23 protein-coding genes are annotated in these 19850 nt (G+C 50.7%); 8 read left to right on the forward strand and 15 right to left on the reverse strand.

Annotation, left to right across the window (positions count from 1 at the left end; translation table 11 throughout):
• Nucleotides 1-6 precede the first annotated feature (6 nt).
• Nucleotides 7-1071 (forward strand): DUF6745 domain-containing protein, encoded by a 1065-nt coding sequence (locus tag JOD20_RS15480; RefSeq protein WP_204756137.1) that lies wholly within the window; start codon nt 7-9, stop codon nt 1069-1071.
• A gap of 118 nt (nt 1072-1189) precedes the next feature.
• Here the strand turns inward: JOD20_RS15480 and JOD20_RS15485 are convergent, their stop codons facing one another.
• Nucleotides 1190-2560, reverse strand: coding sequence for a cytochrome P450 (locus JOD20_RS15485; RefSeq protein WP_204756138.1), 1371 nt, complete (start codon nt 2558-2560; stop codon nt 1190-1192).
• A 113-nt stretch (nt 2561-2673) separates the two neighbouring features.
• Here JOD20_RS15485 and JOD20_RS15490 point away from each other — a divergent pair, with 113 nt between their 5' ends.
• Complete coding sequence (locus JOD20_RS15490) at nt 2674-3324, forward strand: TetR/AcrR family transcriptional regulator (RefSeq protein ID WP_204756139.1); 651 nt, start codon at nt 2674-2676, stop codon at nt 3322-3324.
• 67 nt (nt 3325-3391) lie between these two features.
• Here the strand turns inward: JOD20_RS15490 and pyrE are convergent, their stop codons facing one another.
• Entirely contained in the window at nt 3392-4045 is a 654-nt protein-coding gene (gene pyrE, locus JOD20_RS15495) for an orotate phosphoribosyltransferase (RefSeq protein WP_204756140.1), read from the reverse strand.
• Between the two features lie 93 nt (nt 4046-4138).
• Between pyrE and JOD20_RS15500 the strand changes: the two genes are divergently transcribed.
• Together JOD20_RS15500 and JOD20_RS15505 are read left to right on the forward strand one after the other, a co-directional pair.
• Nucleotides 4139-4633: a phosphoribosyltransferase gene (locus JOD20_RS15500; protein ID WP_239583880.1), complete on the forward strand. Its 495-nt coding sequence runs from the start codon at nt 4139-4141 to the stop codon at nt 4631-4633.
• Nucleotides 4633-5439 carry a metallophosphoesterase family protein gene (locus JOD20_RS15505; RefSeq protein WP_204756141.1) on the forward strand — a complete coding sequence of 269 codons (807 nt, stop codon included), beginning with the start codon at nt 4633-4635 and terminating at the stop codon, nt 5437-5439. Before JOD20_RS15500 ends, JOD20_RS15505 begins: the two co-directional genes overlap by 1 nt.
• 100 nt (nt 5440-5539) lie before the next feature.
• Here JOD20_RS15505 and JOD20_RS15510 read toward each other — a convergent pair whose 3' ends face one another.
• Nucleotides 5540-6196: a Crp/Fnr family transcriptional regulator gene (locus tag JOD20_RS15510; protein ID WP_204756142.1), complete on the reverse strand. Its 657-nt coding sequence runs from the start codon at nt 6194-6196 to the stop codon at nt 5540-5542.
• Nucleotides 6197-6425: 229 nt separating this feature from the next.
• On the opposite strand from JOD20_RS15510, the gene JOD20_RS15515 reads away from it, so the two are divergent.
• On the forward strand, nt 6426-7472 hold the full coding sequence (locus JOD20_RS15515) for an NAD-dependent epimerase/dehydratase family protein (protein WP_054533727.1): 1047 nt from the start codon (nt 6426-6428) through the stop codon (nt 7470-7472).
• A 69-nt stretch (nt 7473-7541) separates the two neighbouring features.
• Nucleotides 7542-8444: an isoaspartyl peptidase/L-asparaginase family protein gene (locus tag JOD20_RS15520; RefSeq protein WP_204756143.1), complete on the forward strand. Its 903-nt coding sequence runs from the start codon at nt 7542-7544 to the stop codon at nt 8442-8444.
• A gap of 233 nt (nt 8445-8677) precedes the next feature.
• Here the strand turns inward: JOD20_RS15520 and JOD20_RS15525 are convergent, their stop codons facing one another.
• Entirely contained in the window at nt 8678-9136 is a 459-nt protein-coding gene (locus tag JOD20_RS15525; protein ID WP_054533729.1) for a MarR family winged helix-turn-helix transcriptional regulator, read from the reverse strand.
• A gap of 178 nt (nt 9137-9314) precedes the next feature.
• Here JOD20_RS15525 and JOD20_RS15530 point away from each other — a divergent pair, with 178 nt between their 5' ends.
• The gene (locus JOD20_RS15530; protein ID WP_204756144.1) at nt 9315-10343 is read left to right on the forward strand and encodes a zinc-binding dehydrogenase; all 1029 of its coding nucleotides are present in this window, start codon (nt 9315-9317) and stop codon (nt 10341-10343) included.
• On the opposite strand, the gene JOD20_RS15535 is transcribed toward JOD20_RS15530, so the two are convergent.
• From JOD20_RS15535 to JOD20_RS15555, 5 genes are all read right to left on the reverse strand, one after another.
• A complete protein-coding gene (locus JOD20_RS15535; RefSeq protein ID WP_204756145.1) occupies nt 10340-11200 on the reverse strand; it encodes an ABC transporter permease in 861 nt (286 codons plus the stop codon). The genes JOD20_RS15530 and JOD20_RS15535 overlap by 4 nt on opposite strands.
• Before the next feature lie 181 nt (nt 11201-11381).
• The gene (locus tag JOD20_RS15540; protein WP_204756146.1) at nt 11382-12266 is read right to left on the reverse strand and encodes an ABC transporter permease; all 885 of its coding nucleotides are present in this window, start codon (nt 12264-12266) and stop codon (nt 11382-11384) included.
• Nucleotides 12263-13252: an ABC transporter ATP-binding protein gene (locus JOD20_RS15545; RefSeq protein ID WP_204756147.1), complete on the reverse strand. Its 990-nt coding sequence runs from the start codon at nt 13250-13252 to the stop codon at nt 12263-12265. The genes JOD20_RS15540 and JOD20_RS15545 overlap by 4 nt, the downstream gene beginning before the upstream one ends.
• 171 nt (nt 13253-13423) lie before the next feature.
• Nucleotides 13424-14641 carry a serine hydrolase domain-containing protein gene (locus JOD20_RS15550; RefSeq protein WP_204756148.1) on the reverse strand — a complete coding sequence of 406 codons (1218 nt, stop codon included), beginning with the start codon at nt 14639-14641 and terminating at the stop codon, nt 13424-13426.
• A gap of 14 nt (nt 14642-14655) precedes the next feature.
• A complete protein-coding gene (locus JOD20_RS15555) occupies nt 14656-15201 on the reverse strand; it encodes a hypothetical protein (RefSeq protein ID WP_204756149.1) in 546 nt (181 codons plus the stop codon).
• Nucleotides 15202-15581: 380 nt separating this feature from the next.
• Here JOD20_RS15555 and JOD20_RS15560 point away from each other — a divergent pair, with 380 nt between their 5' ends.
• A complete protein-coding gene (locus JOD20_RS15560; protein WP_204756150.1) occupies nt 15582-15935 on the forward strand; it encodes a hypothetical protein in 354 nt (117 codons plus the stop codon).
• On the opposite strand, the gene JOD20_RS15565 is transcribed toward JOD20_RS15560, so the two are convergent.
• The 6 genes from JOD20_RS15565 to JOD20_RS15590 form a co-directional block, all read right to left on the reverse strand.
• A complete protein-coding gene (locus JOD20_RS15565; protein WP_204756151.1) occupies nt 15932-16237 on the reverse strand; it encodes a DUF1330 domain-containing protein in 306 nt (101 codons plus the stop codon). The two genes, JOD20_RS15560 and JOD20_RS15565, sit on opposite strands and share 4 nt — an antisense overlap.
• The gene (locus JOD20_RS15570) at nt 16234-16983 is read right to left on the reverse strand and encodes an aminoglycoside phosphotransferase family protein (RefSeq protein ID WP_204756152.1); all 750 of its coding nucleotides are present in this window, start codon (nt 16981-16983) and stop codon (nt 16234-16236) included. The genes JOD20_RS15565 and JOD20_RS15570 overlap by 4 nt, the downstream gene beginning before the upstream one ends.
• Nucleotides 16984-16986: 3 nt before the next feature.
• Entirely contained in the window at nt 16987-17133 is a 147-nt protein-coding gene (locus tag JOD20_RS15575) for a hypothetical protein (protein WP_204756153.1), read from the reverse strand.
• Nucleotides 17134-17208: 75 nt separating this feature from the next.
• Nucleotides 17209-18258: an S-adenosylmethionine:tRNA ribosyltransferase-isomerase gene (locus JOD20_RS15580; RefSeq protein ID WP_204756154.1), complete on the reverse strand. Its 1050-nt coding sequence runs from the start codon at nt 18256-18258 to the stop codon at nt 17209-17211.
• Nucleotides 18259-18565: 307 nt separating this feature from the next.
• On the reverse strand, nt 18566-19240 hold the full coding sequence (locus tag JOD20_RS15585; protein ID WP_204756155.1) for an SDR family oxidoreductase: 675 nt from the start codon (nt 19238-19240) through the stop codon (nt 18566-18568).
• Nucleotides 19222-19623, reverse strand: coding sequence for a nuclear transport factor 2 family protein (locus JOD20_RS15590; RefSeq protein ID WP_204756156.1), 402 nt, complete (start codon nt 19621-19623; stop codon nt 19222-19224). The genes JOD20_RS15585 and JOD20_RS15590 overlap by 19 nt, the downstream gene beginning before the upstream one ends.
• Between the last annotated feature and the right edge of the window lie 227 nt (nt 19624-19850).

Genomic DNA, 19850 nt, shown 5'->3' on the forward strand with positions numbered 1-19850 from the left:
AGTTCAATGCACGATGAAATGATGACTGCCGCCACAGCCTTAGCTCAAATTCGCGCTGGTGTTGAAGATCTTGGTGGCCAGCCAATTAGTGGCACGTTGGTGTTGGATAAAGATATTGAATTTTTGCCACGCGGGATTGTTGCAACCGCAATTGAAGCCAAAAATTGTACCAAATTGCGTTATTTGACCAACGATTTACACGCAGGCCGCTTGGATTTGAGTGGTTGTACTGGTTTGACCAGCATTCCCGAAGGTTTGCACTGCTTTGAATTGGATTTACGCAATACCAACCTTGAGCATTTGCCCTTGGTGCATGTGCAAAATCGGCTTAATCTCAGCAACAATATTCAGCTCAAAAGCTTGCCTCGCAATCTGAAGGTTGGCTCGTTGGTGTTGCGCGGTTGCAGTGCGCTCGAAAGCTTGCCCGAAGGTATTGATGTCAACTTTCTTGATTTGACCGATTGTGTTAATTTTCGGCGTTGGCCAAGCGCAGGCCGCATCAGCGTTGGTCGAATTGTGGCGCGCAACTGCATCAACATGCCCAATTTGCCAGCTTGGCTTGGCGAATTAGCCCAATTAAGCGTGCGTGGATGCAGCAGCCTCACCGAGTTACCAGCAAGCTTGGTGGTGCATTCGTGGCTCGATTTGGGCAATACCGAAATTACCAGCTTGCCCGAGGATAGCCAAGTGAGCCAATTGCGCTGGAATGGCGTGCCAATCGATGAGCGCATTGCCTTCCAACCAGAAACAATCAGCGTCAGCGAAATTATCGACGAAGTGAATGTTGAGCGTCGCCGCGTGCTGCTTGAACGCAAAGGCTACGAAGAATTTTTTGCCCAAGCCGAAGCCAAAGAGCTTGATCGCGATCGCGATACTGGTGGCGTGCGGCGGTTGCTGCAAATGCCCATGCCCAACGATGAAGATTTGGTGTGTTTGGCGGTGCAATGTCCTTCGACCGACCGTCGCTATGTTTTGCGCGTGCCGCCATCGATGCGCAGTTGCCATCAAGCAGCCGCCTGGATCGCTGGCTTCGATAATCCCGACGATTATAAATTGTTGAAAGAAACCTAGTTCCACAACTAGCTGCCAAGTATTTTTTAGCTCGTTGTTTACTGAATGCTGGAAACTCAATCAAAAGCCCCTCGCCCGCATTATTGTGGGAGAGGGGTTGGGGTGAGGGAACACCAATTTAGCGCCGTTTGAGCAACATTGGCATACCACCCTTGGATCGCATCGTAATGGCCATTTCGGGCTGAACCTGATGGCCAGTTTGCAGTTGCGGGTTGTAATGTTGCGCCACGCAGGCCAACAAGAGTGCGCCTTCCATCTCGGCCAAATTATTGCCAATGCACTTGCGCGGCCCCGCGCCAAATGGCATAAATGCTAAATGATGGCGTGGTTGTTGGGCAGCGGGCGCAAATCGAGTTGGATCAAACTCCAACGGGTTTGCCCAAAATGCTGGATGGCGATGCAAATTGGTGATGCTGACGATTACCCGCGAATCGATTGGCAAATCGTAGCCACCAAATTGAGTTGGCTTGGTTACGCGACGTGGCCCAGTAATTGGCGCTGCCGGATACAAGCGCATTGCCTCTTTAAACACTTGGTTGGTGTAGGGCAAATTTGGCAAATCGTTGACGCTTGGTGCGCGGCCTTGCAGCACTTGATCAAGCTCGGCTTGCAATTGGCGGCGAATTTCGGGATGTTCGTCGAGTAAATACCAAGCAAAGGTCAAGGTGTTAGCGGTGGTTTCGTGGCCAGCAGCAAAGATCGTCAGCACTTCATCGCGAATCTGCTCATCGCTCATGCGCGCGCCAGTATCGGCATCTTGGGCCTCAAGTAGCATATCGAGCAAATCGCCAACCGGCTCGCTCGCAGCCCTTCGCTGCTGAATCAAGCCAAAAATCATGCTATCAAGCACGTTGCGTGCTTGCATATAGGCGCGATTGCGGCGGGTTGGCAATGGCAACGGCAAGCTAAATGGATTGAAAATTTGATAATTGGCATAATCAACCGCCGCCGTGACCGCTGGAGCCAATTTGCCAACTTCGCCCAGCATATCAGCGCTAAACATCGTTTGCATAATAATGTCGAGCGTTACTTGCAACATCTCGTGGTTCATATCGATCGGCGCTGCATTGGGCAAGGCTTGCCAGCGTTGAAGCATGCGCGCTCCGGCAGCATCGATTTTTTCGCCCATCGCTGCAAGGCGCTTGCGATGAAACATCGGCTGCATCATGCGGCGCTGTACTAGCCACGATTCAGGGCTGGGATTGGAAATCAAGCCATTGCCTGCGATGATTTCTAAGCCACCATTGCCACCAACTTTAGGGAAATCCCGCTGATGATCAACCAAAATATGCTGAGCATAATGCGGATTTGAAACCACATGCATCACGCGCGAGCCAATACGGTAGCGCACAATATCGCCATAGGCAATAAAATCGCGATCCATCGTCTGCAAAAAATCATCAATAAAATCGTGTAAATTGCCAATCAACAAGCGTCCACGTGGGCCTGGCGCAATCAAGACGCTGTTTTTCAAAGCAGTTTCAGTCATCAGCATTTCCTTTTTGATTTTTATGCTATCCATTTGTGTAGTATTTGACAGTGACTATACAATCGGATAGCATAATTTGTCAAGAGTGATTTTTAGGCTAGAATCGATGAACCATGAACCAAGCACATGAAAAACTCAGTGGCCGCCAATCGGAGAGCACGGCCCAACAAACTCGCCAGCGGATTTTGCTTAGCGCGCGCCATTTATTTGCGTTGCAAGGGTTCGAAGGCATCAGCTTGCGCGATATTGCCAGCCATGCCGAGGTGACGCATGGCTTGTTGCGCCATCATTTTGGCTCGAAAGAGGCAATTTGGCAGGCGGTGGTTGATGCTGCGCTGGCGGAATATTTGGCCGCGCTCTTGCCCTTGGTTGATGCTGCAATTGCTGAGCAACACGAGCCAAGCGCCGTAATCCAACGCTCGGTTGCCACGATTATTCGGCTCTCGGCCAGTTTTTGCGAGGTTCCACGCTTGATGGTGCACGAAAGCATTAGCGGTGGCGAACGCTTGAATTATTTTATGCAACAGCTACGCCCGCTGAGCGCCATGATGCAGCCATTTTTTGAGGCAATGCGGGCTGAGGGCAAATTTCAACAATTTAGCCACCCAACTTTTTTGTTAGCGGTCATTTCGTTGGGGATTTTGCCTTTGGCGCTGGCTTCCTTTAGCAATGCCTTGGCCCAAATCGATATTCTTGAGCAGGCCGAACTAGAGCGCCATATCGAGCGGGTGATTGCGACATTAATGCCTTGGACAGCGGTTTAAATGCAAAGAGCGCGAAGAGCTTAAATCTTCGTGCTCTTAGATAGTTATCTGCAAGTTGAGGGGAATATTATTCGGCGTTAATTCCAGCGCGGGCAGCCCAACCAGCGGGATCGGTGGCCCAATCGCTAATCAGGCTGCGATGTTCTGGGCGAATGTAGTTTTGCTGGGCGGCTACTTCTAACAAGGTTGAAAGATTGGTTAAGGTCATTAAGCGCACGCCAGCTGCATTAAAGCGCTGCTTCGATTCTTCCATCTCGTAGGTAAAGATTGCACAACAATCGGCCACAAGTGCGTTAATCTGGCGCAACCCGGCGACTGCATCTAAGGCACTACCGCCGGTGCTGATCAAATCCTCAATCACAACGACCCGTTGATTGGTCTGCACGCCGCCTTCGACTTGTTGGCCACGGCCATATTTTTTGGCTCCTGAACGCACATAGGCCATCGGCAAACTTAATTCATGGGCCACCCATGCCGCCCAAGGCACGCCAGCAGTGGCAGTTCCGGCAATTACTTCGGTGTTTAATAATTCATCGCCAATTTGCTGGCAGATTGCCTCGGTGATGGTGCGGCGGGCGCTGACTTGAGCCAAAAGCAAACGATTATCGCAATAAATTGGCGAAAGAATGCCCGATGCAAAGCGAAACGGCTTATCTGGAGCCAGCACGACAGCTCCGGCCTCAAGTAACAGTTGCGCGATCGCGGTTGAAGAATGTTTCATACTAGCTCCTATCTGGTACAATATCGCGAATAGCTTAATTGACGGCGCTCATTACCGCCTAGTGTGGGGAGGTACCCCACGATGAGAGGCCTAATGCGATTCAACGAGGCAGAACGTATGACGATCAAACACGTCCTTTCATGGGATGAAATCCAATCACTAGTTGAAATTATTAACGAACAATTACATAATGATTATGATGCCTTGCTGGTTGTCACGCGTGGCGGGATGATCCCAGCCTGTTTGATTAGCCAACGTCGCAACTGGCGCAATATTCTGGTTGCTGCGGTGCAATTTTACACTGGAATTGGTACAACCCGTGAAATTCCTACGTTCTTGCAATTTCCCAGTGATCCGCTGATTGTGGGCAAGAAATTATTGGTGATCGATGATATTTGGGATAGTGGACGCACGATTGCAGCGGTGAAGCAACGGCTCGATACTGCTGGCGCAAATTATGAAGTTGCCGTACTCCACTTCAAACCAGGTTCATCCAAAGTCGAAGGTCGGCCCGATTTTTATGCCGCTGAAACCGATCAGTGGATTGTGTATCCGTGGGAACCACCCACAGATCCCGATGCAGAATAATGCGCATTGCCATCCTCAGCGATATTCATAGTAATTTAGCGGCCTTCGAGGCTGTGCTTGAGGATTTACAAGCCCAAGCGGTTGATCACGTCGTCATTAATGGCGATGTGATCAACGGCGGGCCTGATCCCCGGGCATGCTTGGATTTAGCACGATCTACAGGCTACACGCTCTTGGCAGGTAATCATGAACGCTATATCCGCGATTACGATTTGCCCGTGCGGCCAGCAGAGTGGGCTAGCGATTTGTGGAAGCCCTCGCTTTGGACGGTCAATCAGTTTAGCCAAGCTGAACGCGCCGCCCTGCACGATTTGGCCACAACCTACCACAGCGATGAGCTTTTGGTGGTACATGCCTCGCCGCGCCACGACCAAGATTCGGTCTTTGCAATTACGCCGCAGCGCGAATTAGCCGCGATGTTTGTCGATACCCCCCAAACGATTATCCGTTCGCACAACCATATTCCGCAATTTCGGCCTTGGGGCGAGCGCATGATCGTCACCACCGGCGCGGTTGGTCAGCCGCTTGATGGCAGCCCGTGGGCCAAATATGCGATTGCCGAACGCAAGCCCCAAGGCTGGCGGGTGAAACATCGAGTGGTCATGTACGATGTTGAAACTACGGTTGAACGCTTTCATAGCTCTGGCTATTACGAGGCTGCCTACCCCATGAGCAGGCTCTATTTGCGCGAAGTGCAGCTTGGCACCCACCATATTGTGCCATTTTTACGCTTGCAGCAACAATGGCTCAAAAGCGACCCCCAACTTAGCGCCGAGCAAGCAGTCAAGCGCTTTTTAGAATTATGAGGGATGAAGGATGAAGGATGAAGCTAGAGCAAACAATTCAGCTTGAGGCGATCAATGCGCATCTCAAGCTGAATGATGTATACGAATATATAGAATTAGCTTAATTTTCGATCAGTGCCGCTAAACCATCCACATCGAGTACCAGCACATGGCCGCGCGCCAACTCCACCAAGCCTTCATCGGACATTTGGCGCAAGGTGCGGCCAATAATTTCGCGCACTGTGCCTGCGCGCGCCGCCAATTCTTGATGAGTTAATGCTGCCGTGCCATCAGCCGCCTCGTGCAACAAAATTCGTGCCAAACGGGCGCGTACCGTGCGAAACGCCAAATCTTCCAATAGCACTGCTAAATCGCGGGCTTGGGCTGCCAAATCGCGCAGTAAAATCAAGCTAAATTCAGGGTGACTGCGCAACACATCGGGCAAGGCCGCAGTTGGTAAATGCACGCAACGGGTGGGAGCCATCGCGCGGGCGGTTGCTGGCGCAGGGCCTGCATCAACAAACGGCTCAATATTAAACAACTCGCCAGTTTCGGCGATTGAGAGCACCTGCTCGCGGCCATCGCTGGCAGTGCGCGAAAGCCGCACCCTGCCTTCTAAAATGCCAAACAAGCCAAAGCGTGGGTCATCCTCAAGTACCAAATATTGACCAGGCCGAAACGAACGAACTTCCATTGCTCTGGCAAGATCGCGCAAAGCTACTGGATCAAGCGCAGCAAAACGGGTCAATTGCCGCAGAACTTCAACGTCAACACTCATATCAAACAGCGCCTCATGCGCGAAATTGTTACTTGAAGGGGCCAGGGCCTAGGATTCAGGGGTCAGATTATGCTTGAAAGAATGTATAGAATCCCTGTCATCCAAATCCTGATCACTGATCCCTAACTCCTGACCCCTACTCCCTAACCTCTAGTGTAGCATAGCAGCAACAATTTGTGATATTATGTGCAAATAATCTAAAATGAATTATTTGAGGATGTATACAATCATGACTCGTCAAAAAGTGTTAGTAACAGGCGGCGCTGGCTTCCTTGGGATTAACCTCTTGCGTTACCTTGATGCCAAAGGCTACGACCTTATTTCATATGATTTTGCTGATTGGACGTATCCTGATCTCAAAGATCATATTACGATCATTAAGGACGATATTCGTAACGTTGCAGGGCTTGATCGGGCCATGCAAGGGGTCGATTTCGTGGTGCATACTGCTGCTGCCTTGCCACTCTATTCAGCCGAGGATATTTTCTCGACCGATATTGATGGCACGCGCAATGTGCTTGATGTGGCCAAAAAACATGGCGTAAAACGGGTGGTTCACGTTTCATCAACCGCCGTCTATGGCATTCCCGACCATCACCCATTGGTTGAAAATGACCGCTTGGATGGCGTTGGCCCGTATGGTAAAGCCAAAGTGATGGCTGAATATGTGGCCTTGGAACATCGCGCCAAGGGCATGGAAGTGGCAATTATTCGGCCAAAATCGTTCATTGGGCCAGAACGGCTTGGCGTTTTCGCCTTGCTCTTCGATTGGGCGCTCGATGGCCACAACTTCCCGATGATTGGCAATGGCAAAAATCGCTATCAATTGCTTGATGTTGAAGATCTTTGCGATGCGATTTATTTGTCGATGACCTTGCCTGCTGAAGTTGCCAACGATACCTTCAACATTGGGGCCAAAGAATTCGCCACCATGAAGGAAGATTATCAAGCAGTGCTCGATTACGCTGGTCATGGCAAAAAGATTATTGGCTCGCCAGCAACTCCAGCAATTTGGACGTTGCGCGCCTTGGAATTTTTGCGAGTTTCGCCGCTCTACAAGTGGGTTTATGAAACCGCCTCGAAAGATTCATTTGTTTCAATCGAGAAGGCCGAAACCCAACTTGGCTGGAAGCCAAAGTTCTCGAACCAAGATGCCTTGTTGCGCAACTTCAAGTGGTATATCGATAATCGCCACGCCTTTGCCAACGCTTCAGGGGTGACCCACCGCGTGCCATGGAAACAAGGCGCGATTGGTCTGCTCAAAAAAGCCTTCTAAACATAAAACTACGCCTAGCGTATAATGCTGGGCGTAGTTTTTTAATTTAATTCGATTAACGAGGTATCTATGCCCTTAGCAATTGCCGTTCACGGTGGCGCTGGCGATATTCCCGAATCATTGCGCCCAGACCATGCCGCTGGAATCCAAGCAGCCTTGCGTGCAGGCAAAGCAGTGTTGCAAGCTGGTGGCACGGCGCTTGAGGCCGCAATCGCCGCAGTTATCGTCTTGGAAGATTTGCCCGCCTTCAATGCTGGCTATGGCAGCGTGCTCAATCGCGAAGGCTTTGTCCAAATGGATGCTGGCTTGATGGATGGCACGAGCCTTGATGTTGGCGCGGTTGGCGCAATCGAGGGCATCAAAAATCCAATTTTGGCCGCTCAAGCGGTGTTAAAAACTCCGCATATTTTGTTTGCCAAGGCCGATGCTCAGGCGGTAGCGCGCGCGGCTGGGGTTGAGTTTGTTGATAACGCCAGCTTGATCACGCCTCGTCGCCATGCCCAGTGGGCCAGCGGCGACCGCGATTTTAAGGTTGATTCGGGCAGCACTGATGCCGAAACGATTGCCGATACCGTAGGTGCGGTTGCGCTCGATGGCTTGGGCAATATTGCGGCGGCCACTTCAACTGGTGGCATGAGTGGCAAGCCCTTGGGCCGCATCGGCGATTCGCCAATTCCTGGCGGTGGTTTTTATGCAGATAGCCATAGTGGAGGTTGCTCAACCACCGGCTGGGGCGAAACGATTGCGCGCGTGCTGCTGGCGCGGCGAGCGATCGAAAACCTCGAACGTGGTATGGATGTGCAAGCTGCTGCCGAGGCCGCAGTGGCCGTGTTGGGCCAACGGATCGAAGGCGGCGAGGGTGGCTTAATTTTGGTTGCCAGCAATGGCCACATCGGCGCAGCCTTCAACTCGCAACGCATGACCCACGCCTATTGGAATAATATCGACGATCAAGAACAGATCATTGCCTGAGTGCAATGAGTGGAGCTGAATTTGTTTATATGTAATAGTTCATTACATTAACCACCATGCCGCTTTTCCACCCTTCCGTCCCGCCAGCGGGAAACGCAGGGGGCTTTAATCCCCCTGCACCCCCTCAAGGACAATCTGCGACCAAACGCCATCCATTGATGAACCTGCATATTTTATTTATGGTACTCAGTAGAAACGGCCCTTGTAAGGTTGGGGTGAGGGGCTATCTTCGGTTAAGCCTCAGATTCCTCGCGATACATCCGCTCTAAGGCCTCGACCGCTCGATTCATCAATACCAAAAATTGGGCTTGATCGCTGGGCGAAAGCCCACTCAACAACTGGGTAAAACGATCAAGATGGGCATTGTGCATTTCGGCCAGCATGCGTGCGCCATCAGTGCTCAGCCGCAATAAAACCCGCCGACTATCAACCTGATCTTGTAGGCGTTCAAGCAAGCCACTGGCTTCAAGTTTGCGCGTCAGCACCGTCACCGAGGGCGGAGTCATGGCCAAGGCCTCGGCTAAATCCTTCATCGGCAAGCCTGGCTGGTTTTCCAAAATAAACATGGCGCGTAAGTGTGAATGCGATAAGCCTAAATCATGAATTTTAGCGTAGGCTCCATCCATCGGCATGCGCTTGGTTCGGTCGATCAATTGAATGAATTGTTGGGCATATTCACGGCTTGTTGTCATGGTAGATCACTATATCTAACGGCTACATTGCCGCTTACAATTTAGTTAAGTTAACTAACTATCTTGATCATACTGCAAAATAATCCAGCGTCAAGTAGCGAATTACAAGAATCGGGCGACCATTCAGGCCAAAACGCGGTATGATAGCAGCGCAAAGCCTAGAGAAGGATCTGGATTTATGAGCGAACAACCAACCTTTGATCCGACGATTATTCGTACCAAAGCCTTGATTATTAGCGATTATAGCGGCGATTTGGCAAAACTTACGCTGGTTGAGCGCAATTTGCGTCCGCTCAAAGCGCATGAAGTGCTGGTCAAAGTTGCTGCTACGCCAATTAATCCCTCGGATATGATGTTTATAAATGGTAGCTATGGTATCACAAAGCCGCTACCTGCGGTGCCAGGCTTTGAAGGTAGTGGCACAATTGTGAGCACTGGCGATCAATTATATAGCAAAGTGCTGCTCGGCAAGCGGGTTTCATTTGCCACCCAAGCTCCCGAAGACGATGGCGCGTGGGCCGATTATGTGATTGTGGCGGCCCGCCAATGCTTGCCCTTGGCCGAAAGCCTGAGTTTTGAGCAAGCAGCCTCGGCTATTGTCAATCCCGTTAGTGCTTGGGCATTGATTGATATTGCTCGCCAGCGCAACGCCAAAGCTGTGGTGCAAACCGCCGCCGCGAGCCAATTGGGCCGCATGCTCGTCCGTTTGGCTCAGCGCGAAAAATTAACCTTAATTAATATTGTACGTCGGGAAGCCCAAGTTGAATTATTGCAAGCACTTGGGGCTGAATATGTGCTGAATTCGAGCAGCCCTGATTTTGCTGAAGCGCTGAGCAAATTGTGCCACGAACAGCAGGCACATTTGGCTTTTGATGCAGTTGGCGGGGAATTAGTGGGGCAGGTCTTGAGCGCAATGCCCAAAGGCAGCACAATGATGGTTTATGGAGCCTTGGCCGATAGTGCATGCCAGATCGATCCGCGTAGTTTAATTTTCGAAAATAAACATGTGACTGGATTTTGGCTAACCGATTGGATTGGCCAGATTAATCCATTGAATTTTGCGCGGATTACCAAAAATGTGCAAAAATTGTTGCTTGATGAACTGACTTCAACGGTTCAAGGGCGCTTTAAGCTCCACGAAGCCCAAAACGCCCTTGAACTCTATCAAGCCAATATGACTGGCGGCAAGGTTTTGTTTACGCCCTAGTAAGCCGTGTTCATATCCAACAGGCCTTTTTCTTTGGCGCGATGTTCGGCGCGGCGCTGCAATGGAATTGAAATCACGGCCATCGCCACTGCTGAACCCAGCAAAATCAGCAACAAATTGCTGGTGCTCAATTGATTAAGCCCCGTGTTGTAGACAGGATTCTGCGCATCGACCCACAAGGCGCGGCGCATGCCCTCAAGCCAGTAGGTTAGCGGCACGGCGCGGGCAATTGCTTGCATCCAATTTGGCAGCACGGTAATTGGAAACAACGCACCAGTGAACAGATAGAGCGCGCCAGAAACTGCTTGGCCAACAAAACCAGCATGGCGTGCAATCATCAAGGTTACGCCTGCCAAAATCTGAGCGGCAAAGGTCACAATCAGCAGCCCCAGCAATGAAACGACCAGCAACAAGGGCCAATTAATTGTGCTCAGCCGAATTGGAATATCCAAAACCAATGCGCCAAAGGTCAGGGTTAATGGCACGGCCAAAAAGTTGATTGAAACTTTGGCAAAGCCACGGCCCCACAAATAGCCATACATCGACGATGGTGTGATCGCAATGTATTTGAGCATGCCCATTCGTTCGCGGTCTTCGAGCACTGCCCACGCCATGCTATCGAGCAACAAGGCTACAATCGAATAGACAACCGTGCCAATAAACACGTAGGGCAAGAGATCAGCGCCGCTTGCATTGCCCGTGCGTTGCAATACCCGCAGCATCATGGTCATGATCAAGCCATTCGACATAGGCAGCAAGAGCGACCACAAAATATAAAAAAGCGGATTCGTCCAGTTGCTCTCGGTTTTCCAACCCAACCAAGCGCCAACCCGAAACGCCTGCAAAAATCGCTGCATAAAAACCCCTTTGGAAGGATGAATTATGAATTATGAATTATGAATTATGAACCCCGTATCGATACTCATCTTTCATAATTTATTCTACAAATTTGTAGCCATTTTTCATCCTTCATCCCTCATAATTCATCCTTTATTTATAGCCCTTTTCATCCTTTATCCCTCATAATTCATCCTTTTATTAATTGCCTCGTTCAGTCAGGCGGCCATCTTGGCGCGATTTGCGCTCCATACGTTGCAATGACCAGCGAGCTAGGAGGCCGAAGAATAAGGCCAGGCCTGCTAAAATTGCGGCTTCGCTGCCAACACTCAGAAATTGAAATTGCTGCATCATCTCAGGAAATAGCAATTGGCGCATTGCATCAAGACCTAAAGTTAATGGCACGACCGAAGCGCCAGTCGCGACCACCGTACCCAAGGCTTTGACCGGAAAATGAAAGCCAGAGACAAAGAAAACCGGCTCTTGCAAGGCGGCGGTCATTTGCCACGCGCCCCGACCATAGACCAAGAAAATTGAGCTAAGCAACATGCCCATGCCATACAAGGCAATGAGCGACAAGAAGAAAACGCCAATCAAGGCCAACCAGCTGGTTGCTTGGTAGCTAATGCCAAAAATCAACGAGCCGCCAGTTAAGATAATTGCCGCCCGAAGCGTGGTGGAGAATAAACCACCCAAGGCCATGCCAGTCAAAATGGCCATGCGTGAGGTTGGCGCGAGCATATACAATTGCAAATTGCCCTGCTCTTTATCCCAATACAATTGCATGGCCATCGACCAAAGCACATTCAGCCAAAAGGCCGTCATTGCGCCGCCAACCAAAACCAAGCCTTTGTATGATTCGGGTGCGCCAATTGCCTCGTAAACCAGCACATACGACATAGTTGCCATAAACGGCAAGAAGATGTCAAAAAACAACCAACTCAGTTCGCGTTGGATGCCAATAACCCGTGGATAGGCGCGCCCAATCACCGAGCGCCAAAAGATCGTAAAAGCGCTTGGCCCCTTGCCACGCCGTGGATTCGGCTCCCGCTCAACTGCTGTATGTTTATCTAAAATCACGCTCATGCAGTGGTCTCACTTTCGGATAACGAGTGGCCGACGAGGTTAACAAAAACATCTTCGAGCGTTGGTTGGCGTTTTTCGAGCGATAACAAACCTGCATTATGGTTGGCAAGTTGGCTCAGCACTTGGGGCAAAATCGCATCGTCACGCAGAATCAGGCTTAATTCATCACGTTGGTCGCCGCTGCGTTGGCTAATGCTTTGCACGCCCGCAATCTGCTCGACTGCTTGCAAAAAGGCTGGCGCAACTGGCGTAGTAAACAAGCGAAAAACCACGTCTTGTTGCAACGAATATTTAAGGCTGGTTGGCGTATCGCAGGCCAAAATTGTGCCGCCGCTGATAATTGCCACCCGATCACACAATTCGTCAGCTTCTTGCATGTAGTGGGTGGTCAAAACGACGGTTTTGCCAGGGTTGGTATCAAGCCAGTGGCGGGTGTAGGTGCGTAGGGTCCGCGCCGCTTCAACATCAAGCCCAAGCGTCGGCTCATCAAGAAACAACACATCAGGGTCGGTCAATAAGCCGCGAATGTAGTTCATTTTTTGGCGTAAACCAGTCGAAAGAAAGCTCACGCGGGTTTTGGCCCGATCAGCCAAGCCCATGACTTCAAGCAATTCGTCGATTCGTTTATTGGCCACTTTGCTATCCATGCCATGAAACTGGGTAAACATCCACAAGTTTTCGCGCACGGTGAGCAAGCCATAGCCCGACGATTCGCCGCCAGAAACCATGTTGATATGGCGGCGCACTGCATCGGCTTCGTGCAACACGTCAAAGCCCCAAACCTCGGCAGTGCCGCCACTTGGTAGCAACAGCGTGGTCAGAATTTTGATTGTGGTGGTTTTTCCAGCGCCATTTGGCCCCAAAAAACCAAATAATTCGCCTGGGCGTACTGCTAAATCAACCCCATCAAGTGCCTTCAAGACGCGCTCTTTGGTTTTATAAGTCCGTTGCAAATTGACGGTTCGAATGGCATATTCAGGCTGCATATTCCCTCGCACAGAAAGTAAACACCGCCTCGCGGCAGTGTAGCTCGATTTGCTATTAACAATTGATCATCAGGTGATTAGCATAGCTCAATCGTGCGTTTGGAGTATGGGTCTAGAGAACGATTGATCGTTCGCTAAATGTTTTTGGGTGAATGGCGCTGAAAGTATTGCTTATTGTAAGGCGGCAATTAAGCTTGGCATGGCTCCCATTGCGGCGTAAAATTCCGAGCCATCGGGCGTAGGCGTGGGATACGAACTCATTTTGGCGAAGACTAGCTCAGCTTTGGGCGCAATGTAGAGCATCTGCCCGCCATAGCCATTGGCAATATAGGCTCCGTGCTGGTTGTGGGTATTCCACCATTGATAATTGTAGGAATAGTTGGCATTGCTTGGGTGGGCAATTGCGCTGTTGGCAAAGGCCGCTTGATCGCCGCCAGCCTCAATCGCTGCAACTGCTGTTGAGGGCAGAATTTTCTGGCCATTGAATGAACCACGCTGGAGCAACATTTGCCCAAAGCGCGCCATATCGCGCAGCGTCGAGCAAAAACCAGAGCCAGCGGTTTCAGCACAGGCCGAATCGACCACCCACAGCGCATCGCGCTCAGCGCCAAGTTTGCGCCATAGATGCTGCGACACTGCTTCGGCCAAACTGCAATTCAGCACGCGCTTGATAATCCAAGCCAAAACATCGGTATTTGGCGTTTGGTAGCTAAAGCGCTGACCATGCTCGCCAGTTTTTAGCATCGTCGGCAAAAACTGATAGACATTGGTTGGGCCATCATATTCAGCAGGCCGCGCGTTCCAGCCCAAGGCCACGCCATACTTGAAATTTTCAGTCACCAAATTGCCAGTTTGCTCGCTAAACCCAACTGCTGTGCTCATGCCAAGCACGTGGGCGAGGGTGGCAGCACCAAAACCGCTATTGGCTAATTCGGGCAAATAGCTGGCAACTATTGCCTGCGGATCGAGCAATTGCTGAGCAACCAATAGCGCCGCCAAGGTTCCCGTGACCGATTTGCTGCCCGAGGCCCAAGCATGCAAGGTTTGGGGTTGCATACCATTCAAATAGCGTTCGTAAATCACTTTGCCACGATGCAACACCATAATTCCATCGGTGTAACTTTGCTCAACCATATGATTAAAGTCAAATTCTTGACCAAGATAATTCTTATAGCGAATTGAATCCAAGTCTTGGAGATTGTATATAAATTCGCTGCTTGGGCCATTGCCATGCCACACATCAGCCACCGGATTGAGCAACTGAATGTTTTGGAAGCTCCAGCGATTGTAGGGCTTGAGCAATTGTTGCGCATGCTCGACGTTTGATGCAGGTGGAAAGCCCTGCATCAAGCCTAATTCAACCGCAGTTTGAGGAATTGGCTGGTTCATGATGACTCCTTTTTTTAATCGCCAAGCTCTGGCAAGCGGCTCAAATCGCGCAAACGCTCGACTTGCGAACGCAAGACCCGCCGATTTTGCTGTGGGTTGGCAACCGACGGATCAGGAACCCAATCCAAAAGCCCGTTGTCGATTGCGCGGGCAATGCGCATGCGGTTGGCTTGGTTGTTTTGGCCAAATGCCAAGGCCGCTGCATTGCTGATCGTAATCAGGTCTTCGGCGGAGAGCCACCAGCGGGTGCGCGAAACCAAAATGCCAATCTCGCTTTGCCAAAAATCTTCTGGAAAAACCGCTTTGCTTTGCAGCGGGTTGCCCAACAACAGATCGAGTAATTGCTCAAGTGCTAATTCGATTCGCCGCAACATAATTTCGTTGCGCATATGTCGCCCGTTGGCAACCTCGATCAACAAATTTAAATTATGTTGAAAAGCAGTTTCGGCGGCTGCTTCCTCGGCCAATGTGGTTGCACCCAAGGCATGGCCCAAGCTGCGATAACGTTGCAGCACCAAGGCGGTTATTTCTTCGGCTAGTTTATGGTCAAACAGTGCCATCGTTCGAGTTCCTTTATAGATAACGTAACTATCGTTAGTTGATAAATTTATCATAACGTAACTATCGTTAGTTGTCAAGGCTTAATTGACGAGGTTTTTTCGCTTCGAACCACCGCATGAAAGGTTCATCAGATATTGTTTGCCTGCTATCAAATTCCCTTGAGGGGGTGCAGGGGGATTAAAGCCCCCTGCGTTTCCCGCCTTGAGGCGGGACGGAAGGGTGGTGACTAAACAATTGAATTTATCTATTCATGATCAAGCCAATTTGGTTCCTGCGTATCATCGAAGCCATGCTGCTTGAGCTGTTGTGAGGTAACGACGAGGCTAATGTTGCCCCAAAGCAGCTTGATATGCATCTGTAATAGCAAGAAAGTTTTAATATGCCTCAATTAATTATGCTTGTTGCCCGAACTGCGGCCATTCCACCTACCGCTGAAGAATTAATTGAAAAGGGCTATAGAATTGTTGGTTGTGATAGTATTCAGCAAGCCTTAGATACAATTGATCAATTGAAACCAGATTTGATCTATATCATTGATCATTTTATTGAAGGCTTTCGCGATCCACTAGAAATTTATTTTTATACCAGAGATATACTAAATCAGCCAATTCCAATTATTTTGATTGGATTTCGGCATATAGCTGAACATTTGGTCGATCTCGATCTCGCTTGTTTCGATTTGATGCAGATCGAAGCGGCGCTGAATTTGGTTTATGAGTTATTACCAATTTAAAGCGTTGTTCCTTGAATAACCAAGCTTGAGCGAATCGACTGCGTTTTCAAATGGAGCAATTGTTGGCGCAGCGGATCGGCAAGGTAGCGCTCAAAATCGGCGCTTGAGGCAAATTCAAGCAGCTGAATTTCATCAGGCTGCTCAATGCTTTGCTCAATTACTGTCGCGGGAGTTGGCCGAATGCGCAGCAGCAAACGTCCATGATACTGCCCAAGCAAGGGCAAAACCAAGGCTTCGAATTGCTCAAAGGCTGCGCTTTGGTCTGCGTGCAGATAGATTAATTGGGTCAAATAGATGCTCATTTTTGCTCCAAATCCCAATCATCAAGCACTTGCTGAATGCTATAACGCGCCATATTGGCCAAAAATGGATTGCTGTGTTGATAGTAGGGCAAGGCAATCAGCGCTATCGACAAGGCCCAGCCTCGGCCCCGTAACCATGTTGCTTTATCAACGTCCATCGCCGCGCGAAACGTAAGCCGCGTCTGACGATCGAACAAATTCCAGGCTGGCAGCAAATCGCAGGCCGGATCGCCAATTGCCAAAGCGCCAAAATCAATTACCGCACTAATCTGGGCATCAACAACCAACAAATTGCCAGCATGCAAATCGCCATGAATCCAGACTGGCGCATGTGGCCATGGCTCAATGTGGATTGCATGCTCCCAGACCGCCAAAACCCGTTCTGCATCAACGAGATTTTGGGCTTCGGCCAGCGCCGCGCGAGTGGCTGCATCGCGCTGTATCAGCGGTACGCCGCGCGCAGTTGGTGAAGCAGGCACAGGGCCATGCTGCGAATCAATTCGTTGCATGGCATGCAGAAATTGGCTCAAATCAAGATGAGGATTTTTGGGGGTTGCAGTAACTGCATTTTCGCCAGCGAGCCAGCCATACACGCCCCATTGCCAAGGATAAGCCTCGCTTGGTTGGCCTTGAGCAATTGGTTGCGGAATCTGGAGCGGCAGTTGGGCTTGCAACCATGGCAACCACCGAAAATCACTGGCAATTTGATCAATCGCCCAAGCGATGCGTGGCAAACGCACAACCATGCTCTAGCCCAAGCGATAAAGCGCGTTGTCGGTTCCCGCCGATTCAACCTTATGCAACGGCAAATCAGCCCATTCAGGAAATTGGCGAGCAATCAGCGCTTGCACTAAAGCCTGATCGATTGGAAACTCGTTCGCATGCATAGTTGACATAAATTACCCTTACACAACGTCGTGCAAGCATTATGCGCGACAATGCTTGCACGAAGATCAACCTAGCGAACGACATTAGCCCAAGAGCAAATGTAAATCGCCAAATTCATGCCAGAGATAGTGCTGTTCCAAGGCTGCCCGATAGCATAATTCTAAATGTTCGTAGCCCGCCAAGGCCGCCAACATTGCCAAATGGGTAGCTTTTGGTTCGTGCAAACCAGTCAAAATGCCATCAACTGCCCGCAAACCGCGCTCTGCGGTAATGACCAATTCAGTCCAGCCAGTTTGCGGATGCACCAAACCACGTTGATCGACAGTGCTTTCGATTGCTCGCACGCTAGTTGTGCCAACCGCAATTACGCGGCGGCCATCGGCGCGGGCGCGATTGATCAAATCGGCGCTGGTTGCTGGCAGGCTATACCATTCTGCATATGGCGGTTCGTGATCTTCGAGGCTGGCCACACCAGTATGCAGCAGCAAGGGCGCAATTTGAATACCTTGCGCCACCAACCGCGTTAGCAGGCGCTCGGAAAAGGCGCGACCTGCAGAGGGCATTTCGGCGCTGCCAAGCTCGGTTGCATAGACCGTTTGATAGTAGCTGCTCGGCCAATCTTGGTCGACATAACTGTAATGAATTGGTTTAGCGTGCTCGGCCAGATACTTTGGCAATGGTTTGGGCAAGCTCAAACTTGCAATCCACAAACGATTGGTTGTTGCGCCGTTGGCTGCATAGCCGCGATGAATTTCAAGCCTGCCGTCAGCAGGCAAATCAAGGCTCGTTGCGGCGAGGGCTGCGCGATAGGGCAGGCTGCTCGTGCCATGGGGCTGGCGAATTTCAACCAGCCACAGCTCGGCCAACAATTGGCTTGAAAGATGGACGATTAATTGCTGGCCCGCCTTGGTTGTGGCTGGAATCGCCGCATTCAGCGTGCCGCTGGTATTGATTGCCAGCACATCGCCTGCTTGCAAAATCGTTGGCAATTGATCAAAACGATAATGCTCAAGCTGGTTTGAGCGACTATGTGAAACCATCAAGCGTACTTGATCGCGCTCTAGGCCGCGCGCCTCAGGCGGTTCGCCCGCCTCAAGGATGGTCGGTAGTTCAAAATCTATCGTTGTAAGCATAGCAAGCTCACTTTCATGATTTACAAGAACATAGAGCATTCAAGAAAATCAAAAGTCAAAAGGCAGAAATCAAAGGAAAAACTAGGCTATGGGCTTTGGGCTTGACAATCACGGACATGCCCTCACCCCCATCCCCTCTCCCACTGCACGCGGGCGAGGGGAGCACTCCAACGCATTACGCAAGAATCACCGTATTGAAGCCCCTCGCCCGTTCGACGGGAGAGGGGTTGGGGTGAGGGGATCTTAAAACCCGATCCCTGACCCCTGACCCCCGATCCTCTGATCCCTATTTACTATGTTCTATGTTCTATTCCTTGCGATAGCGGCCACTTGGCACGTCATCATTAATCAGCCGTAAGACTGCTGGCACGCTGGCCTCTGGTGGCGGGCGGTCGCTAATATCCTCGCCTGGAAACGCCTCTTGGTGCATTTGGGTGTTCATATCGCCTGGGTCGAGGCTATAGACCCGCCATGTTGGCTGTTCGGCAGCTAAAATTGCGGTTAATTGATCGAGCGCCGCTTTGCTGGAGCCGTAGCCGCCCCAACCTTCGTAGGCTTGAATTGCCGCATCGCTGCTGATGTTGATGATGCGAATGCTGGGCTTGAAGCTTGGGGCGAGGGTTTGAATTGCTGCCAGCGGCGCAAAAACGTTGATTGCATAAACCTGGGCCAATTCAGCGAGCGGATATTCGACTAAACTTGGGAGCGGGCTTGGCCCCAAAATGCTGGCGTTATTGACCAACAGATCTAAGCCGCCCCATTCTTGGGCGGCAATTGCCAAGTCTTGGCGATGGGCTGGGTCGGCAATATCGCCTGCGATTGCTTGGACGCTAGTGCGAGTTGCCAATGCGGCGCGGGCTTGCTCAAGCGCTGCCGCGCCACGGCCTGTAATAATCAAATGCCAGCCATCCAAGGCTAATTTTTGGGCGAGGGCGAGACCTAAACCACGTGATGCGCCAGTAATTAATCCAATGCGTTGCATACTATTTGCTCCTCAACTGCCTTGGCCAACCACCATTCGCGTAGTTCGCTGGCTTGACCTTGGGCATCAAAATTCACAATAAAGATTCCGGCTAGATCTTGGGCTTGTTGCTGTTGGTGATGATAGAGTTTGGTGTGCCATTCGGCCACGCCGCGCCCGTCTGCAAACAGCACTGGCGTAATTGCACATTCGACATGCTGATGTTGGGCCAGCATGTTGCGCCAATAGCCAACTACCGCCGCCAGCCCACACAAGGCAGGCTCAAACGGATGCTCTTGATAGCGAATCGTTGGGCTAAATAATTGGGCTAATGCTGCAAGCTTGCCTTGGTTCCAGACCGTTGCTAAGCTTGCACACCAAACTTGAAAATCGTTGTTGTTCATAGCCAACCTCCATCTGCCAAGCAGTATAGCGATCGGCCTTGATTGGCGACTCAGCCAGTAGTGGGGCAATCGGTAGCGCAACTAGACAGGCTTCGACCTGTCCAATTGGCCAGCGAGGAATAAAAATGAAGGATGAAGGATGAAGGATGAAGGATGAAGGATGAAGGATGAAGGATGAAGGATGAAGGATGAAGGATGAAGGATGAAGGATGAAGGATGAAGGATGA

The organism is Herpetosiphon giganteus (assembly GCF_016907925.1).
In the GTDB taxonomy this organism is placed as follows: domain Bacteria; phylum Chloroflexota; class Chloroflexia; order Chloroflexales; family Herpetosiphonaceae; genus Herpetosiphon; species Herpetosiphon giganteus.

Coding starts and splice junctions, on each gene's coding strand:
- JOD20_RS15565 (WP_204756151.1), bottom strand. CDS start 16,237: ATGAGCATCTATTTGACCCAATTAATCTATCTGCACGCAGACCAAAGC.
- JOD20_RS15545 (WP_204756147.1), bottom strand. CDS start 13,252: ATGCAGCCTGAATATGCCATTCGAACCGTCAATTTGCAACGGACTTAT.
- JOD20_RS15580 (WP_204756154.1), bottom strand. CDS start 18,258: ATGCTTACAACGATAGATTTTGAACTACCGACCATCCTTGAGGCGGGC.
- JOD20_RS15525 (WP_054533729.1), bottom strand. CDS start 9,136: ATGACAACAAGCCGTGAATATGCCCAACAATTCATTCAATTGATCGAC.
- JOD20_RS15575 (WP_204756153.1), bottom strand. CDS start 17,133: ATGTCAACTATGCATGCGAACGAGTTTCCAATCGATCAGGCTTTAGTG.
- JOD20_RS15520 (WP_204756143.1), top strand. CDS start 7,542: ATGCCCTTAGCAATTGCCGTTCACGGTGGCGCTGGCGATATTCCCGAA.
- JOD20_RS15540 (WP_204756146.1), bottom strand. CDS start 12,266: ATGAGCGTGATTTTAGATAAACATACAGCAGTTGAGCGGGAGCCGAAT.
- JOD20_RS15590 (WP_204756156.1), bottom strand. CDS start 19,623: ATGAACAACAACGATTTTCAAGTTTGGTGTGCAAGCTTAGCAACGGTC.
- JOD20_RS15570 (WP_204756152.1), bottom strand. CDS start 16,983: ATGGTTGTGCGTTTGCCACGCATCGCTTGGGCGATTGATCAAATTGCC.
- JOD20_RS15480 (WP_204756137.1), top strand. CDS start 7: ATGCACGATGAAATGATGACTGCCGCCACAGCCTTAGCTCAAATTCGC.
- JOD20_RS15505 (WP_204756141.1), top strand. CDS start 4,633: ATGCGCATTGCCATCCTCAGCGATATTCATAGTAATTTAGCGGCCTTC.
- JOD20_RS15485 (WP_204756138.1), bottom strand. CDS start 2,560: ATGACTGAAACTGCTTTGAAAAACAGCGTCTTGATTGCGCCAGGCCCA.
- JOD20_RS15500 (WP_239583880.1), top strand. CDS start 4,139: ATGCGATTCAACGAGGCAGAACGTATGACGATCAAACACGTCCTTTCA.
- JOD20_RS15550 (WP_204756148.1), bottom strand. CDS start 14,641: ATGAACCAGCCAATTCCTCAAACTGCGGTTGAATTAGGCTTGATGCAG.
- JOD20_RS15510 (WP_204756142.1), bottom strand. CDS start 6,196: ATGAGTGTTGACGTTGAAGTTCTGCGGCAATTGACCCGTTTTGCTGCG.
- JOD20_RS15555 (WP_204756149.1), bottom strand. CDS start 15,201: ATGGCACTGTTTGACCATAAACTAGCCGAAGAAATAACCGCCTTGGTG.
- JOD20_RS15515 (WP_054533727.1), top strand. CDS start 6,426: ATGACTCGTCAAAAAGTGTTAGTAACAGGCGGCGCTGGCTTCCTTGGG.
- JOD20_RS15560 (WP_204756150.1), top strand. CDS start 15,582: ATGCCTCAATTAATTATGCTTGTTGCCCGAACTGCGGCCATTCCACCT.
- pyrE (WP_204756140.1), bottom strand. CDS start 4,045: ATGAAACATTCTTCAACCGCGATCGCGCAACTGTTACTTGAGGCCGGA.
- JOD20_RS15535 (WP_204756145.1), bottom strand. CDS start 11,200: ATGCAGCGATTTTTGCAGGCGTTTCGGGTTGGCGCTTGGTTGGGTTGG.
- JOD20_RS15530 (WP_204756144.1), top strand. CDS start 9,315: ATGAGCGAACAACCAACCTTTGATCCGACGATTATTCGTACCAAAGCC.
- JOD20_RS15490 (WP_204756139.1), top strand. CDS start 2,674: ATGAACCAAGCACATGAAAAACTCAGTGGCCGCCAATCGGAGAGCACG.
- JOD20_RS15585 (WP_204756155.1), bottom strand. CDS start 19,240: ATGCAACGCATTGGATTAATTACTGGCGCATCACGTGGTTTAGGTCTC.